Raw genomic sequence first — 16,696 nt, 5'->3', positions numbered from 1 at the left:
ATGAAGAAATTGTATCAGACGATGACAAAGATCCCCTGTCATATCAAAACGATTTTCGGCTTACCAAATTACCAAAATTATGTAGCGCATCGGAAGAGAAAGCATCCAAATGAGCCGATCATGTCTGAAAAGGAGTACTATATGTATGCCTTAAAGGAAAGATATGAAAGCGGAAAAGTTAATCGGTGCTGTTAAGAAAGAAGCAGATGTCGTAAAGGCATCTGCTTCTTTCAATTAATTCATTAATTTAATATAGTATGTTAATTGAACATGCTAAAAAGATGACACATCCCGTTTTCTTTTTTTGCTGGAAGAGACTAATGAGGAGCGATAGTAACCTGGCGCAATTTCCCCAGCTTTAATATTCGTTTTAGAAAATACGGCATCCAAATCATATAATTCAAATTCATTCGATAGTTGAATCATAATTTCAGCGCAAGCTTGTGCATCGCTTAAGGCATGATGATGATCGAGGATATCAATGCCGTAATGATCACAAACTGATTTAAGTGAATAGCTTGACTTGCCTCCAATTAATCTTCTTGATAGCTGATAACTACAAAGCAATTTACTCGGAACCGGCAGCAGATTATATCGATTAAGACTATCTCTTAAAACATAACCGTCAAAGGCTAAATTATGTGCGACAATCACCTGATCTTCTATTCGATGTTGAATGGATTGATAGAATGTATGAAATGTCGGAGCGCCTGCAACATCAGAAGGTTGAATGCCATGCACCGATATATTCATTCGATCAAAAGGCTCTTCCGGATCAATTAATGAATAAATAGAATCGACTATTTTATTCTCTTCCACAAATACCATTCCTACTGAACAAACACTATATCGATTGCGATTCGCTGTTTCAAAATCGATTGCGATGAAATTATTCATGTGTAAAACTCCTTTCCGACATTCACGAAGTATATTTACTTTCTATTGTATTATAAGTACGTTTAAGGATTCCAGCTTGACCATCGTTGTAAATAAAGGAATTTTTCCGAGGATTAAAAAAACCATAATACTGATATGATTCATTTTAAAAATTTTGGGTAAATAAAGAATAAGAATGGAAATTTTTACTCTCCATTTTTACTAATATAGAAAGCTGGTGTATCTTATGTTATTTTCTAACATTTTATTAGCTTACAATGACACCGATTTATCTAATAAAGCTTTAGAGACCGCAAAGGAATTGGTAAAAGCAAATCCGGAAGCTAAAATTGATATTTTATATGCTGTTCAGCTTGCAATTCCTACCTATACATCAGGGATAGTTATTCAAGAAACACAGGATAAAATGAATGAGTATGCGAAAGAAACTTTAGAAAAAGCGTTAAGGCAATTGTCCGGGCTTCCTAACCCGATTCATACATTTGTCGTTGACAAACAACCTATACCGGCCATTTTAGATCATACAGAATCACACGGAAATGATTTAATTATTATGGGAAACCGAGGCTTAAGTGGAATAAAGGAATTTTTTGATAGTGTTAGTCATGTGATCGTTCAGAAGTCTCCTATACCTGTATTACTTATAAAATAAAGATATACCAATTTAGATACAAAAAAGGAGCTTGGAATCCCAAGCCCCTTTTATTATTTTGCTTTTTTCAATTGTTTACTGCGAAGTTGTCCGCATGCTGCATCAATATCTGTTCCATGCTCTTGACGGACGACACAATTGATGCCGTTCTTTTTCAATGTGTCATAGAATTCCAAAATGGATTCTTTTTCGCTTCTTTTATATTGAATATGTTCACTCACCGGGTTGTACGGAATTAAGTTCACATAGGCTAAATGACGTTTATTTTGAAGAAGCTTAGCAAGCTGTAATGCCTCTTCTTTATGATCATTTACATCATTTAATAGAATATATTCAAAAGTGATTCTGCGATTTGTTTTCTCCAAATAATAATCAATGGCTGGCATTAATTTTTCTAATGGATAGGCACGATTAATTTTCATTATTTGCGTACGTAATTCATTATTCGGTGCATGTAAAGAAATTGCTAAGTTTACTTGTAAGTCTAGGTCAGCAAATTCATAGATTTTCGGAGCTAGTCCACTCGTTGAAACCGTAATATGTCTTGCACCAATGGCTAGCCCTTTCGGTGAATTGATATTTTTCAAAAATGTAACTAAATTTGTAAAGTTATCGAACGGTTCGCCGATTCCCATGACAACGACATGGCTGACCCTTTCGTCCTTTCCAACTTCATCTAAATGAAGCTGAACATTCATAATTTGTTCGACGATTTCCCCGCTCGTTAAATCACGATTTTTCCGCAAAATCCCACTAGCACAGAATGAACATCCAATATTACAGCCTACTTGGGTTGTTACACATACTGAAAGACCATACTTTTGTCTCATCAATACCGTTTCGATTAAGTTACCATCAGGTAATTTGAATAGAAATTTAACAGTCCCGTCCTTTGATTCTTGTTTAATCTCTAGTTGTAGAGTATGCATGTCAAAATGTTCTTCTAAAAGTTGAATACATTCCTTATTAATATTGCTCATTTCGGAAAAGCTTTTGACACGCTTTTTATATAACCATTCCCACACTTGTTGTGCGCGGAATTTTTTTTGACCATTTTCTAAAAACCATTCCGTCAATTGTTCTATTGTTAATCCATAGATGGATTGTTTATTCATTCGTTACCCTCTTTTCAAAGATACTTTACACATAACCTCTATTTTACATGAAATACGAACGATTTTCTATCACTAACTCTCAATTCCTTATTGTACCAAGATATTGATAGTCTCATACCTGCCTTCTCTTTTTCCAACTAGAAAAGGCCAGTAAAACGATATTGTTTTCTGGCTTTATTCATTAAAATTTTTATGCCATTCCTTTAAAGTATCCAAAACAAATCGTTGAAAGCTTTCCGCCTCTTCTATCATCGGTGTATGGGCTGATTGTTCAAACCAGATCCATTTTTTAACGGGTGCTTGAAGTTTGTAATAAAAATCCTCCGCAAGTTCACCTGGACATGTATAATCGTAACGCCCATTACAAAATGCAATTGGGATCTGAATCGATAAATCATCTTGATATAAATCAATTGCTTCCGCTTCTTCCTTTAATGAAGATTTGGAGAACCATTGCCCCTTTAACCATTTGATGACATCAAATAAGTGATACTCAGGGCGCTTAAATAATGGCAGGAGGAATAATTTCATAAAGCTACCCTTATGAATCACTCCACCACCCAATTTTTGTAACAAGTGATTATGGATATGTTCTGAACTCACTTTGTCCCAAGGCGGGGCTCCAATCCTTATTAATTGGGTATATGCTTTTTCATTGCCAACTTCTTTTGCTTTTTGGAGAGTTTGTTCGTATGATGAATGTTCAAGTTGTTTCCAATTGACGATTTGCGAAACAGAAATATATCCATGAAATAGCTCTGGGTGACGCTTAATCGCCAAATAGGAAAGAACGGTCCCCCATGAATGACCTAATATATAAACTTTATCTTGTTGAAATCGTGCGCACAATTTTCTTACTAATTCAATAAGATCATTTAACATCCGCTCAAGTGTCATCGATTCTTCCGTAATTTTTTTTGAATAAGAAAGACCGGCGCCACGTTGATCCCAATTGACAACAAGAAAATCTTTTTCATATTCTGAAGTATATTGACTAATAAAACCAATTTGTGCTGCACCTGGGCCTCCATGTACCCAAAGTAGGATTGGTTTCCTACGATCTTGACCACGAATGAGAACCCATTGTTCTACTCCGCCAATTGTCATCGCTTCAAGAGAAGCAATACTATTAGGTCCATTCTGAATAGCAGAGGTTTTGCGAATAAACATGAATTCATCTCCTGATGATTTAAAAAGGTTCAATAATAAAATTATTGCAGTATTATTGTATTTTGACCAGAAATTAGCTTGAACAAAAAGAACATTATTCCCACTGATATGGTGTTTGTTGATAGACGTAATAATTCAGCCAGTTGGAAAATAATAAATGGGCATGAGCCCTCCATCTATGTTTTGGCCTTTTATTTGGATCGTCATTCGGAAAATAATGCATTGGCATATACGCTTTTCCGCCTTTTTTTGTATCTCTTTCATATTCCTCTGCAAGTGTTCCAACCTCATATTCTAAATGGCCGGTAATCATAATTTGTTTTTCATCTTTAGATATCATTAAAAGTGGACCAGCTTCATCCGATTCTGCAAGTAAGATAACATCTTCGCATTCGTTAATTTGACTTTTTACATTTCCTGTATAACGAGAATGTGGAGCAAGGAATTCCTCATCGAACCCACGTACAAGTTTCACATTTGGGTCCAGAACCGAATGTTTAAATACACCTGTACATTTCTGCCCAATCTCAAATTTATCTATTCCAAAGTGATAATAAAGAGCGGCCTGTGCCCCCCAGCAAATATGAAGTGTAGAGGTCACATTCGTTTTTGACCATTCCATAATCTCCATTAATTCCTGCCAATAGTCCACTTCTTCAAATTCGAAATGCTCGACAGGTGCCCCAGTTATGATCATTCCGTCAAAGCGCCTATTTTTCACATTTGTAAAAGTTGTATAAAACTGCTCCAGATGCGATTTACTTACATTTTTTGACTCGTGTGTAGCCGTATGAAGAAACATAATATTGATTTGCAGTGGAGAGTTTCCAAGAAGTCGGAGCAACTCAGCCTCTGTCCTTTCCTTTTCAGGCATCAAGTTTAATATAAGAATATTTAACGGACGAATATCCTGACTATTCGCTCGCTCATCATCCATCACAAAAATATTTTCTTTCTCTAAAATTTCACGCGCAGGCAATAATTTCGGTATTTTAATTGGCAATCCTATCGCCTCCCCTATCTGAATTTTTTCATAATTCCATTATAGGGGTGCTCCTTATGTTTGTCATCCATTAGGATTTCTCTTTATTTTATCTATAACCTTTTCGTATGTTGAAGTTTTATCAAAGCATGTTATAATAAAAAAGTAACACCTTATAGTGTCAAATTCATTTACGGAGGTTATTATTATGGAAGATAAGAAAAACGGGACATTGCCCGATATTCGATACACAATTATCTTAAATGCGCCCATTGAAAAAGTTTGGAAGGCAGTTGCTACTTCAGAAGGTATAGCGGGATGGTGGATGCCAAATACATTTGAACCCGTACTCGGGAAAGAATTCGTCCTACATGCCGGACCGTATGGTGATTCCCCATGCAAAGTAACAGAATTAGATCCTCCAAATCGTGTAGGGTTTGACTGGGGTAAAGATTGGCATTTGGCATTTGAATTAAAAGAAGTAGATGGAAAAACGGAATTTACCCTTATTCATTCGGGATGGGATGCAGATAAGGTGACAGAGTTCAATCAACCACACACAGTTATTCGAGGAATAATGGATAAGGGCTGGGCAGGCCTTAAAGGAAAGCTTGCAGAATATTTAGAAGCGTAAATGCAATATTCAGAGTCAAAGCATGATGTTTTTCAGGCGATAGCTGACCCAACGCGCCGTCGTTTATTACAATTATTATCAGAAAAAGAAATGTCGATAGCCTCCATTACAAAGTGCTTTTCAATCAGTCGAACCGCTATCAACAAGCACCTTAAAGTACTTTCTGATGCTGGACTTGTCACAAGCAAAAGAATTGGAAGAGAAACGCGATACAGATTAAAACCTGAACCTTTAACCGAACTTAAACAATGGCTTTCCATCTTCGATAAATATTGGACAAGTAAGTTATTGGATTTAAAGGAATATATAGAAAGTAACGATGAAAAATTGTGATTAAAAGGTGTCAGGCACCGCATGTAAACTTTTCTTACATGCGGTGCCTGACACCTTTTTTAAAGCGATATTTTAATTTCTGCGTTCATTCCCGGTAAAACTTTATCTGAGGCTTGGTTGATAGAGATTTTGACAGGGACTTTTTGTGTTACTTTTGTGTAGTTTCCGGTTGAGTTTGAAGGAAGTACTGAAAATACTGAGTTTGTTGCGTATCCTATTTCCTCAACGGTTCCATCAAATGTCGTATCATCGTCGCCATCAACAGTAATATCTACACTATCGCCAACCTCAATGTCTTTCAGATCGGTTTCTTCTATGTTTGCAATAATATACATATGATCGAGGTCAGCTTCTTTTGCTAATTCCTGACCTGCTTGGACCATTTGATTTTTTCTAGCTTCGTTTTTTATAATTTTACCATCCATTTTCGCATCAACAGGGATTTCGCGTTTTCCATCAGATACCTTACCAACTACATCTTTATTAGAAACATTTTTTCCATCTTTAACATCCCAATTTGTAAGAATACCAGATGTAGGTGCAACAACTCCCATCATATCAGCTGAAACGACCGCATCATCCGTTTTGACATAATTTTTATTTTGAATGTAAAAATATCCGCCTAACGCAATTAGTAGAACAACAACAATAACTCCAATAATATTAGCAATTATAATACGTTTACTCATTGAACTTTTCTCCTCCATTTTTAATTTCCGTACTTTTACACAGTTGTTTCTTTCACAGAGGTAACTTGGACTTTCGGTTCTTTTTTCACGAGACCTATTCCTTTTCCCGTCACCATTTTTCCTATTGATGCAACAAGCATGATACAAGCGAAAACAAGCATAATCGTAAATAGATGATGATATGCTCCAAGTATGGCTGCTTTCTTTGTATTGGCTATTAGTTCATACGACGCCATACTTTGTGCCTTACTTAAAGGAAGACCGGATTCCATTAAACGATGGGTTAATTGAGCAATTTCCGATTTTGCCTCCGAACTGTTTTCCCCAAGATATTCTTGAATGTTTCCATATTGAAGTTCATTTTGCGTCGATAGAAACCAACCAACCATCGGAGTTATAATCGCCCCAATGAAGTTCCGACTCGAATGCAAGGTTAACGAACGCAATGATGCATGATGCAAATTACCTGCAAAGGCCGTTCCTAACGCCCCACCAACAAGTACCATACTTACACCCGCACCTAATAGCGCAATTTGAAAATATAAGGTTGGCAATGTAACCTCCGGGCCCATGACTCTCCATTGTAAAGTTACATAAATAACCCCGAGTGACCCGATAATCCCCATTTTTCCTGCTCCTAGCACCCCATAAAATAAAGTCTTCAGAATAGCGGTTACGACCATTCCGATAAAAAACCAAATATAAAAGTGCAAGAGATAATGAAACGGAAGATCTTTATTATGACGCAAAAAGCCATTTATACCAGCTATTGCAAGTATCATTAAGACATGGGAAGCAATCGCCATAATTGTTCCGGAAATTGGTTTGGCCGCTTTTAACGTCCGAAATGGAATTAATGGACTTTCAGCCTTCATATCAATTGAAAGAAACAAGATTAATAAAAGAAATGCAACAACAAAAAACGGCCAAACATATAAAGATGAAAAGCCTTTATCCATTAAGTTACACAATGGAAATGAAAGTACAACTAAGATTAAGATGAGCGTATATAGAAAAATTCCTGTTTTATCAACCGGTGTTCGATCCAGTTCATGTTCTTCGGTCTTAGGCAATCCAAAGAAACCGACTATTAAGCATAGTACGGCAGAGACAATATTTAATATATATAACCAGCGCCATGCATCTACACTTAAGGAAAATGAACCAAAGAATGCTCCTAATGCTGTAGCCCCAAACAATCCTGTAATAACCATAAACAAAAAGGTATTTCGGATTTTATTTGGAAACGATTTTAAACTAACAGGCAACATCGTTAAAAACAAAACGCCTGCACTTAAACCTTGTATCGTCCGTCCAAGAATTAAAAAGAACAAATCCTGTGAAATCGCATTAATAATCGACCCACATAGAAAAATTATTATTAGATATAAATAATTTTTTCGAAGTCCCAATTTTCTTGTGAACAAAGGTCCAAGTGGAACACCTAATGCGAATCCTAGATTAGATAAGGTTGAAGGCAAAAGGAGATCCTTCGAGCTTAAATGTAGCCCGTTTTGAACGATTTCTTGGTTCATCGTATATGAGAGATTGATAAAATATTGCGGACCAATCGCAAAAATCGTTAAAAATGAGATAATGATATAATTAGGAATCTTTATCGTCCTATTTGTAATGCCTTTTTGATTCATTCTGACTCCCCTTTCACTTTGTAATTGTTTACTACAATCAAATAAAAAGAATTTCCACAAAAAATGGAAATCCGCTCTTCATTTCATATATTGTATTATGCAATATGTATTATACAACTTATAATAAAAATAGCAATAGTATATTTTTGTCATTGCTCCATTATCCTTGCCCAATTAAAAAAGTAGATGATCCTAAATATTAATATAGGTTCATCTCTTCCATTTTTTAAAATCATTATTCAATCGTGACAGATTCTCTTCTAAACTTTTCAATTCCTCTGTTGACCAATCGCTAAGCATTTCTGTATAAGCCGAATAACGGGCCTTCTGGACCTTTCGAAGAATTTCATGCCCTTCATCTGTCAGTTCAACAAGGCTGATTCTGCCATTCTGGGCATCGGGAAAACGTCTTATGTATTTTTTTGCTTCTAATGCTGAGACTTGTCTACTGGCGGTAGACAGGTTTAATAATAAATTTTCTGCCAGTGAATTAATTGCTAATGGACTTGATTTTTCAAGTTCACTTAGTAAAAGATACTCTGAGCGATCCAAACTTCCTAGTTTAGGACTATGGGCTGTCGTTAAACGAACAAGTAGGGCAATTTCGTATTCAATCAATTGGAGTACATGATTAGTCAACATTCTTCCCCCTCTTACTTTCATCCCGAATTGTTATTTATTAAGTATATCATAGGAAACTCGGTGCTTTCCTCTATAATTAGGCGATATTCCCCTATTTTCTACAAAATAATTGAAAAATGAAAATGAATCAAACGTTTGATTAAAAAGTGTAAAATCCGCCACCCTATCACCTTTTCACAATTTCCCTTATGAAAAAATTGTAGAAAACCGTAAATACTATTCATCTATTCCTTTTCCAAATTCAACCCAAATTTCACTACCTCGCATTTCCATCCGGATTCCTCTCCACCCTTGTGATAATAGTTTTTGTTGACCTGTCGTGTCATTCATATTCAGTGTAACTTTTTTTGCCCAAGCTTTGTTTTCATCTACCAGCTTTTTCACAAAAACATACCGTAATCGCCCGCCGTACTTTTCTTTCAGGGCAGCGATTTCCATGCCTTGAAAAAATTTATCTTTTAAACTAGGTATATTAAATGGGGCTACTGTACAACAAATATAAGAGTACTTTCCTTTTAATTTAGATAGCTCATTCATTATAATTTTTGCTAAAATCTGTTGAAGATGGTTTCCTCTATTTTGTGGATGAACATTCGAGATTTCTTGGTAGACCACACTCGATAGTTCTTCTTCTACTAATCCGATATCGTAACCTAAATGTTCGGAATCAATCGGGGGAATTAAAAGTGCACGAAACGCAATAAGCTGCTCGTTTACAAACGCTCCAACCATTAAACCTTTTCCGTCTAAAATATATTCAAATTCTTGCTGTGTTAGTGGTTGTAAACTCTCTTTATCTTCTAGCGAAGCAACAACCATTTTCTGTAATAGTAATATTTGTTCAATATGAGAACTTGTTAATCTTAATACTTTATATGGTGTTCCATCATGTTTCAACGTACCTTCATAGATGATTTTCACAACTAATCCCTCACATGTTTTAAAATTACACTTATTGCTTATCATACATGAAATTGAATGTTTAAAAAATAAATGCCCCAACATGTGGGGCACCTATTCATAAGACCTTTTTTTCGTTTATCTTTTTTGTTTGATTACTCCATTTAAAGATCTTATCCAAAAATTGATAAATTGCTTTTGATTCTTTCGTCATGAGAGGCCCTAAAACAGCCAATATAAGAACATAAAGTGCCGTGAACGGTTTTAAAATTGGTAGTAATCCGCCAGCAAGTCCCAGATTAGCAACGATGATGGAAAACTCACCTCTGGAAACAATGGTTAGACCAATATTTGCAGATGCCTTATGGGATAACCCAGCTTTTCTGCCTGAAATCATTCCAGCGATAAAATTTCCAATAATCGTAAGGGCAACTGCCCCTAATGCAAGCCAAATGGCCCCACCTAAGGAAAACGGATCGATTGTTAAGCCAAAGCTAAAGAAGAAAATCGCACCAAAGAAATCTCTAAAAGGAATAACCAAATGTTCAATACGCTTTCGATGCTCTGTTTCTGAAAAGACAAGGCCTAAAAGCAATGCACCGATTGCCTCAGCAACGTGAATCGTTTCCGAAAAACCGGCAATAAAAAATAATGAAGCAAAAACGACAAGAATGAAAATTTCATTTGAACGGATATTAAGGAGCTTATTGATAATAGGCGCTCCCTTGCGAGCAATGATTAAAAATATAATCATGTACCCAAGGCAAATAAGAACAGATCCAATCGTGCCCAAAATGGAAGTAGAACCTCCTAATAAAAGTCCGGACATGATGGATAAAAAAACGGCGAGGAAAATATCATCGAACAAAATAATCCCTAAAATAAGCTCTGTTTCGGAATTAGCTGTTCGTTTTAAATCAACGAGTACTTTGGCCACAATGGCAGTTGAAGAGACGCTTAACAATCCAGCGATAATAAGGGACTCATAAAACGGAAATCCAACGATAAATCCATAAAGCAGACCCAACACAAAATTCATCGTTACATAGATTGATCCTCCGATAACAATGGATCGTCCTGATTTGATTAACTTTCCAACAGAAAACTCAATACCTAGATAGAAGAGGAGAAAGAGGACACCAATCCGACCTAAAAACTCAATGAACTCGGAACTCTCAATAAATTTTAGATTAATCACGCCAATCGTCGGGGCATGTGGACCGACAAGCATTCCCATAATGATTAAAAATGGAATGATTGAAAACTTCATTTTCCCTGCTACGATCGCCGCAAGCGCAATCAATACCAATGCTGTACCAACTTCTAATACTAAATGATTCATCAAGTATCACCACGCCCATTGGACAGCAGCTCACTGATTAGAGTTTTCAGTTCTTTTCTTTCCCCTGAAAGGACAAGTGTATCCCCTTCATCAATAAGAGATTCAGGGCCCGGATTCAATATTTTTTTCATATTTTTCTTTAAAATGGCTATAACCGTTACGTTATATTTGTTTCTAATTTCAAGTTCCCCGATATTTTTACGAATAGCTGGTGAGTTAGGCTCAACTTTAAACCATTCAATCACCAATCCATCAAAGGCCATTTCGATTGTTTCAAGTGTTTGAGGCTTGTAAATCATTCCTCCTAAAATAGCTGCAAGATTTCTAGCTTCGGAATCGTTTAATGTTGTGCTCGAAATACTTTCTTCATGATTCGAATCTTCATAGTAATACATTTCTCTTCGTCCATCATCATGAACAATAATCACAATTTTTTCTTTATTATTTGTAATAATCTCAAATTTCCTTCCGATTCCCGGTAACTCACTCTCCCTAATATTCATTGTATTTCCTCCCTCATATGTTTTGTAACAGATTTAGGAGCATTTGAAGCTCAAAGGTTTACATCTATTTCTGTTTGTATGATTTCGTCCTTTGTAATTCCAAGATATTTACGGGTTTCAGATGGTGTCGCGTGATGGAAATGCTTCTGAAGCAGTGAAATGGCAACGCCTCTCTTATATGCGTGGTATCCGAATGTTTTCCGCATGGAATTGGTTCCAATTTTCCCCTCAATCCCAACTGCAACTGCAGCATCATGAATAATTCGGTAAGCCTGTTGGCGTGTAATCGGTTTTTTTGTTTTAGTGGATTGGAATAAATAGGATTCTTTAGATAAATCGTTCGTGTGAATATAGTGCAGTAGAGCACTTTTTACTTTGTGGTTAAGATACACATTCCTATCAGGCAGGCTGTAAAAATTTCTTATTTTATCTTCCGTTTCAAAAACATCTTCTACCTTTAGTTCCAAAATTTCAGTGATCTTTAACCCCGTATTTATTCCAAAAACAAAGAGGACGTAATCCCGTTCTGAATGCTTTTTTAAATATCTCTTCATGGAATTAATTTGCTTAATATCCTTAAGAGCTTCAACGTATTCCATTTGCTTATTCTCCTTAATCAATGTTACTTAATCATATAATAACATATGGTTATGTAATATTACGAATGTGTTTTTGACAAAATTCAAAACAATACTGCTTCTATGAATGCCCCTTTATTATTCGTTCACAATCGGATAGTATTAAATATACAATAATCATTATGTCCAAAACTAAGGAGCGAGTAAATTGAATATCCGTGAATGTGAACTCCCGGGCATCGGACAGAAAATTGAAATTCAAACAGATGGAAATGAAAAAATCGTCGTCATTATGCATGAAGACGGTCAAAGAGAAATTTATCAATTCGACTCCATGAATGCGGAGGAAAGCTCAGGCCGTGTTACATTAACTGATGAAGAATCTAGACAAATTGCTGCAATATTAGGAGGAATTATTTATAAACCGAAGGCAATTGAAAACTTGGAGCATGCTTTTGACGAGTTAGTATTTGAATGGTGTAAAGTTGATGCAAACGCACGCATTATTCAACCGCGCAATTGGCGAAATAAAATTTAGAGATGAGTTTGGCGTTACAATCATTGCAATTATAAGGAAAAACCATGAAAGGATATTAAATCCGGGGGCAAATGAAACCTTTCACAAAGGAGATACAGTTGTTTTGTCGGGGGAACGCGCAAAAATTCAAGCGGTTATTGCTAAGTTGTTTAATTAGACTGAATTATTTCGGTTGAACACATATGATGATGCTTATATAGGGTACAAGAATAGGAATTTAGAAAGAGAGGCCTAAGCCTCTCCTTTTGTTTATACATTTTTGACCATGTAATCAAATTCATGCCCATTAATCATGATGTTTTTTTCCTTCATGTAACCAAGCTTTTCGTATAGCCGTTTTGCTCCAGGATTATCTTCTGCAACATTTAAGCTGACTCTCGTAAACCCTTTATCCTTTGCCACCTGTTCCACACTTTGAATAAGGAATGTGCCGATTCCTCTTCCTTGAAAATCAGGAACAACGCTGACCGTATCAATATAATAATCACCTTTGTCAGCTTCATTATCGAATGGCTCTACATGACTCTTCCCTATTCTTTTCAGTCTTTCAAGAATCGGCTTGTCCAACTCTACGGCATCGTCACCAGAATAGGCGATGAGAATACCTGCTACTTTCCCATCAATTTCTGCGACAATACTATTTTGATAGCTCAATCGATTATTTTCTTGACGAAATAGTTCTGATAGTACCTCTCTGATTTTCTCTGTTTCCTTTTCCCCTGTTAATGCTTCCGCAATATCATGTATCGCTAAATGGATATAATCTGCTGCTTCCTTTGCATCACTTTTCATAGCTAATCTGCATTCCATGTTGTTGTCACTCCTCTATTTTCTCGACCAATCTGCCCCAGCATCCATATGGACAAAAGGGATCGTAGTATCAATTTCTCCTGTTATCCTTTCAATAGTGATGTCCTCACCACTCAACCATCTATGCCAATCAAACTCATATGGCTCAACATCTCCACCAAGTGCAAACCATGCTTTCATTTCACGAGGTAAGTATGCCGAAGTATGAATCGTTCCCGCCCAGCTCCCATATAAATCGGAAAAAACACCTTTATCGGTATTATTCAATAAACGAAAAGCTTCCTGTGCTCCTGAAATTGCTTCTTGGTTTGCTTGTAAAATTTGTAACCTCCGCTTTGAATCAACGAGATGATGGCGATTTTCATCTTGCATTAATTCAAAATGATTCGTGCAAGCATTTGCTTGACGAACCTTCACACCCCGTGGAGTAGTTTCCACTATTTTTGTCGTACTACTTTTATCGTATACAACATATGTAAAGGAATGGCGATGTGGAATTTCTTTCAGCATTTCAACGGCTTCTTCCACATTTGCACATGATTCTAATACTAATCTTCCTATCATACAGCAAATAAACCCATCTCCTGGATTTTTGTGATTCATAAAGTTATAGCCCATCGAAAGTCCCTTTTCGTTCATCCCATCCATTCGTCCAGTGATTCGCTGACTCGGACCTATAATCGCATAACCTTGATCGGTCGGCTGAAAAAACGTATAGCGACCTTCATATGTCTTTGGATGATAATCATAATTACGAATTAAATAATGATCACCCGTTAAAATGGAACAGCCGGATCGAACATAATCTAAGCGATAGCCGCCGAATTCCATCAACACTCGTTCTATCGGCCATTCTAGTGCATCTTGCAAACCAAGCAATTCATCCCATATACCCGGAGCAAAGCGAGTAATTGCTTGTTTTACTTCCTCTACTTCCACAGTAAAGCGCGGTTTTCTTACTTGCCATTGCTTTTCGCGATTTTGAATAATGAGCGAATCCTTTAACTTTTTCCCTTGCATATAGCCAAAATCATAATGTGTGCCGCGAAATTGAATAATCTCACTATAAATTTGCCTCATGTTGATCCCTCTTAAAATTAATATGACTTCATATATTTAGGATACGGGATAATCTGGTGAAAATAAAGGATACAATCTTTTAAAGGACATATTTAGATAACGGAACTCGTGTCTGTCGCCGAATATAACAAAAGACCAAATCATAAACGATTTGGTCTTCATAGCGGCAATCTATTGCTGCTCTTTATATTTCTTAAATTCTTTCTCAGAGCAATATACAAAATGCCCCGGTGTCACTTCACGCATTTTAATTTCTTCGCCTTGTTCATATTGATGGACAGCTGGGTCATATGTTTGGCGTACACGTGTCCGTTCATAATCCGGATCTGGCAATGGAATAGCTGAAAGCAATGATTGCGTATAAGGATGTAAGGGATTATTGTATAAATCTTCTGCTGGAGCTAACTCCACTAGCTTACCAAAATACATAACCCCGATACGGTCACTTATATATTTAACCATTGATAAATCATGGGCGATAAATAAATAAGTTAACCCTTTTTCCTTTTGCAGCTTCTTCATTAAATTAACTACTTGTGCTTGAATGGATACATCCAATGCCGAAATAGGTTCATCCGCAATGATAAATTCAGGATTAACAGCAAGAGCTCGGGCAATTCCGATCCTCTGTCTTTGCCCACCGGAAAATTCATGTGGATAGCGATTGGCATGCTCGCGATTTAAACCAACCGTTTCAAGAAGATGTGCAACCATGTCCATTCTTTCTTTTGGAGATTTGGCTAATCCATGGATGTCAATACCTTCTGCAATGATATCCGCAACTTTTGTACGTGGATTAAGTGACGCATATGGATCCTGAAAAATCATTTGCATTTTTTGATGGAATTTTTTCAATTGTCCTTTTGACTTCTTCGCATGAACATTTTCTCCTTTAAAAAGGACTTCTCCACCTGTTGCATCATAAAGTCGAATAATCGTACGTCCAGTTGTTGACTTCCCACAACCAGATTCACCTACAAGGCCAAGCGTTTCTCCTTTATAAATATCGAAGGAAATATCGTCAACAGCGCGCACTTCATTCGACGATCCCATATTAAAATACTGCTTTAAATTTTTTATTTCTAATAATTTTTCTGCCATTTTTTATTTCGCCTCCTTATTAGGAGCTGACTTTTTATTAGCGTTAAATTTCTTCATGCGCATTTGAACTGCTGCCGGTGGTTCCACTTTTGGTGCATCCGGGTGGAGCAGCCATGTTGCAGCATAATGCGTATCAGATATTTTAAACATTGGCGGTTCTTTTTCATAATCTATTTTCAACGCATAAGGGTTACGAACAGCGAATGCATCACCCTTTGGCGGATTTAGCAAGTCCGGTGGTGTTCCTGGAATGACAAATAATTCTTCATCGTTCGCATCAAGACTTGGCATAGAACTGATTAATCCCCAAGTGTATGGATGTTTAGGATTATAAAAAATTTCATCGACGGTTCCTACTTCAACAATTTTTCCACCATACATAACAGCCACACGATCGGCAACATTTGCAACAACACCCAAATCATGGGTAATAAAAATAATAGAAGTATCTACTTTCTTTTGCAGTTCTTTCATCAAGTCTAAAATTTGACCTTGAATGGTTACGTCTAATGCTGTTGTTGGTTCATCAGCGATTAATACTTTTGGATTACATGCTAGTGCAATCGCAATAACTACACGTTGTCTCATCCCGCCTGAAAATTGGTGAGGGTATTGTTTCATACGAGATTCTGGTTTCGGAATTCCCACTAGTTTTAATAAATTGATTGCGCGTTTTCTCGCTTCGTCTTTTCCTAAATGTTGATGTTTCAACAGTGGTTCCATAATTTGCTTTCCGATGGTCATCGTTGGGTTAAGTGAAGTCATCGGATCTTGGAAGATCATCGAAATATCTTTTCCGCGAACTTTTTGCATCTCTTTTTCTGAAGCTTTTGCAATATCCTTTCCATTAAAAAGGATTTGACCTGACTTGATTTCGGAGTTACCGGGTGGCAACAATCGCATAATGGATTTTGTTGTGACCGATTTACCGGAACCTGATTCCCCAACAATCGCTAATGTTTCACCTTCATACAGATCAAAGCTAACTCCTCGAATCGCTTTAACTTCACCAGCGAACGTATGAAATGAAATATTAAGATCTTTTACTTCAAGCATTTTTTTCATGTTTCTCACCTCGCTC

The 16,696-nt window shown here is 36.6% G+C and carries 19 protein-coding genes and 1 pseudogene; 5 read left to right on the top strand and 15 right to left on the bottom strand.

What is annotated here, in order from left to right; translation table 11 throughout:
• Positions 1 to 195 (top strand): YbdD/YjiX family protein, encoded by a 195-nt coding sequence (locus MKY81_RS07725; RefSeq protein ID WP_066235983.1) that lies wholly within the window; start codon positions 1 to 3, stop codon positions 193 to 195.
• A gap of 78 nt (positions 196 to 273) precedes the next feature.
• Here MKY81_RS07725 and MKY81_RS07720 read toward each other — a convergent pair whose 3' ends face one another.
• The gene (locus MKY81_RS07720; RefSeq protein WP_341117373.1) at positions 274 to 897 is read right to left on the bottom strand and encodes a 3'-5' exonuclease; all 624 of its coding nucleotides are present in this window, start codon (positions 895 to 897) and stop codon (positions 274 to 276) included.
• 226 nt (positions 898 to 1,123) lie between these two features.
• Here MKY81_RS07720 and MKY81_RS07715 point away from each other — a divergent pair, with 226 nt between their 5' ends.
• Complete coding sequence (locus MKY81_RS07715; protein WP_341117372.1) at positions 1,124 to 1,549, top strand: universal stress protein; 426 nt, start codon at positions 1,124 to 1,126, stop codon at positions 1,547 to 1,549.
• 53 nt (positions 1,550 to 1,602) lie between these two features.
• Here MKY81_RS07715 and rlmN read toward each other — a convergent pair whose 3' ends face one another.
• The 3 genes from rlmN to metA form a co-directional block, all read right to left on the bottom strand.
• Positions 1,603 to 2,664: a 23S rRNA (adenine(2503)-C(2))-methyltransferase RlmN gene (gene rlmN / locus MKY81_RS07710; protein WP_066235989.1), complete on the bottom strand. Its 1,062-nt coding sequence runs from the start codon at positions 2,662 to 2,664 to the stop codon at positions 1,603 to 1,605.
• A 174-nt stretch (positions 2,665 to 2,838) separates the two neighbouring features.
• A complete protein-coding gene (locus tag MKY81_RS07705) occupies positions 2,839 to 3,834 on the bottom strand; it encodes an alpha/beta fold hydrolase (protein ID WP_325948882.1) in 996 nt (331 codons plus the stop codon).
• A gap of 94 nt (positions 3,835 to 3,928) precedes the next feature.
• On the bottom strand, positions 3,929 to 4,837 hold the full coding sequence (metA, locus tag MKY81_RS07700; RefSeq protein ID WP_107958618.1) for a homoserine O-acetyltransferase MetA: 909 nt from the start codon (positions 4,835 to 4,837) through the stop codon (positions 3,929 to 3,931).
• A gap of 187 nt (positions 4,838 to 5,024) precedes the next feature.
• Here metA and MKY81_RS07695 point away from each other — a divergent pair, with 187 nt between their 5' ends.
• Together MKY81_RS07695 and MKY81_RS07690 are read left to right on the top strand one after the other, a co-directional pair.
• Positions 5,025 to 5,450: an SRPBCC family protein gene (locus MKY81_RS07695; RefSeq protein ID WP_325948883.1), complete on the top strand. Its 426-nt coding sequence runs from the start codon at positions 5,025 to 5,027 to the stop codon at positions 5,448 to 5,450.
• Positions 5,451 to 5,783 (top strand): ArsR/SmtB family transcription factor, encoded by a 333-nt coding sequence (locus MKY81_RS07690; RefSeq protein WP_066235998.1) that lies wholly within the window; start codon positions 5,451 to 5,453, stop codon positions 5,781 to 5,783.
• 59 nt (positions 5,784 to 5,842) lie between these two features.
• On the opposite strand, the gene MKY81_RS07685 is transcribed toward MKY81_RS07690, so the two are convergent.
• The 7 genes from MKY81_RS07685 to MKY81_RS07655 form a co-directional block, all read right to left on the bottom strand.
• Positions 5,843 to 6,472, bottom strand: a complete 630-nt coding sequence (locus tag MKY81_RS07685) for an efflux RND transporter periplasmic adaptor subunit (protein WP_066236000.1) — start codon at positions 6,470 to 6,472, stop codon at positions 5,843 to 5,845.
• 35 nt (positions 6,473 to 6,507) lie between these two features.
• Positions 6,508 to 8,121, bottom strand: coding sequence for an MFS transporter (locus MKY81_RS07680; protein WP_341117371.1), 1,614 nt, complete (start codon positions 8,119 to 8,121; stop codon positions 6,508 to 6,510).
• 210 nt (positions 8,122 to 8,331) lie between these two features.
• Positions 8,332 to 8,763 (bottom strand): MarR family winged helix-turn-helix transcriptional regulator, encoded by a 432-nt coding sequence (locus MKY81_RS07675; RefSeq protein WP_341117370.1) that lies wholly within the window; start codon positions 8,761 to 8,763, stop codon positions 8,332 to 8,334.
• Between the two features lie 216 nt (positions 8,764 to 8,979).
• On the bottom strand, positions 8,980 to 9,684 hold the full coding sequence (locus MKY81_RS07670) for an N-acetyltransferase (protein ID WP_108070563.1): 705 nt from the start codon (positions 9,682 to 9,684) through the stop codon (positions 8,980 to 8,982).
• Positions 9,685 to 9,781: 97 nt separating this feature from the next.
• Positions 9,782 to 11,005: a cation:proton antiporter gene (locus MKY81_RS07665; RefSeq protein WP_066236013.1), complete on the bottom strand. Its 1,224-nt coding sequence runs from the start codon at positions 11,003 to 11,005 to the stop codon at positions 9,782 to 9,784.
• Positions 11,005 to 11,508, bottom strand: a complete 504-nt coding sequence (locus MKY81_RS07660) for a cation:proton antiporter regulatory subunit (protein WP_066236014.1) — start codon at positions 11,506 to 11,508, stop codon at positions 11,005 to 11,007. The genes MKY81_RS07665 and MKY81_RS07660 overlap by 1 nt, the downstream gene beginning before the upstream one ends.
• A gap of 50 nt (positions 11,509 to 11,558) precedes the next feature.
• Positions 11,559 to 12,107: a tyrosine-type recombinase/integrase gene (locus MKY81_RS07655; RefSeq protein WP_066236017.1), complete on the bottom strand. Its 549-nt coding sequence runs from the start codon at positions 12,105 to 12,107 to the stop codon at positions 11,559 to 11,561.
• Between the two features lie 187 nt (positions 12,108 to 12,294).
• On the opposite strand from MKY81_RS07655, the pseudogene MKY81_RS07650 reads away from it, so the two are divergent.
• Positions 12,295 to 12,781 (top strand): annotated as a pseudogene (locus tag MKY81_RS07650) (cation:proton antiporter regulatory subunit).
• A gap of 92 nt (positions 12,782 to 12,873) precedes the next feature.
• Here the strand turns inward: MKY81_RS07650 and MKY81_RS07645 are convergent.
• The 4 genes from MKY81_RS07645 to MKY81_RS07630 all read right to left on the bottom strand — a co-directional run bounded on the left by MKY81_RS07645 (position 12,874) and on the right by MKY81_RS07630 (position 16,680).
• On the bottom strand, positions 12,874 to 13,434 hold the full coding sequence (locus tag MKY81_RS07645; protein ID WP_066236021.1) for a GNAT family N-acetyltransferase: 561 nt from the start codon (positions 13,432 to 13,434) through the stop codon (positions 12,874 to 12,876).
• Positions 13,435 to 13,449: 15 nt separating this feature from the next.
• Complete coding sequence (locus tag MKY81_RS07640; RefSeq protein ID WP_341117367.1) at positions 13,450 to 14,514, bottom strand: C45 family peptidase; 1,065 nt, start codon at positions 14,512 to 14,514, stop codon at positions 13,450 to 13,452.
• Between the two features lie 171 nt (positions 14,515 to 14,685).
• On the bottom strand, positions 14,686 to 15,615 hold the full coding sequence (locus tag MKY81_RS07635; RefSeq protein WP_328007301.1) for an ABC transporter ATP-binding protein: 930 nt from the start codon (positions 15,613 to 15,615) through the stop codon (positions 14,686 to 14,688).
• A 3-nt stretch (positions 15,616 to 15,618) separates the two neighbouring features.
• Complete coding sequence (locus MKY81_RS07630; RefSeq protein WP_066236027.1) at positions 15,619 to 16,680, bottom strand: ABC transporter ATP-binding protein; 1,062 nt, start codon at positions 16,678 to 16,680, stop codon at positions 15,619 to 15,621.
• Positions 16,681 to 16,696 lie beyond the last annotated feature (16 nt).

Origin of the sequence: Heyndrickxia sp. FSL W8-0423 (genome assembly GCF_038009395.1) — a bacterium.
GTDB lineage: Bacteria > Bacillota > Bacilli > Bacillales > Bacillaceae_C > Heyndrickxia > Heyndrickxia sporothermodurans.
This window is presented reverse-complemented; position numbering and strand designations above follow the sequence as displayed.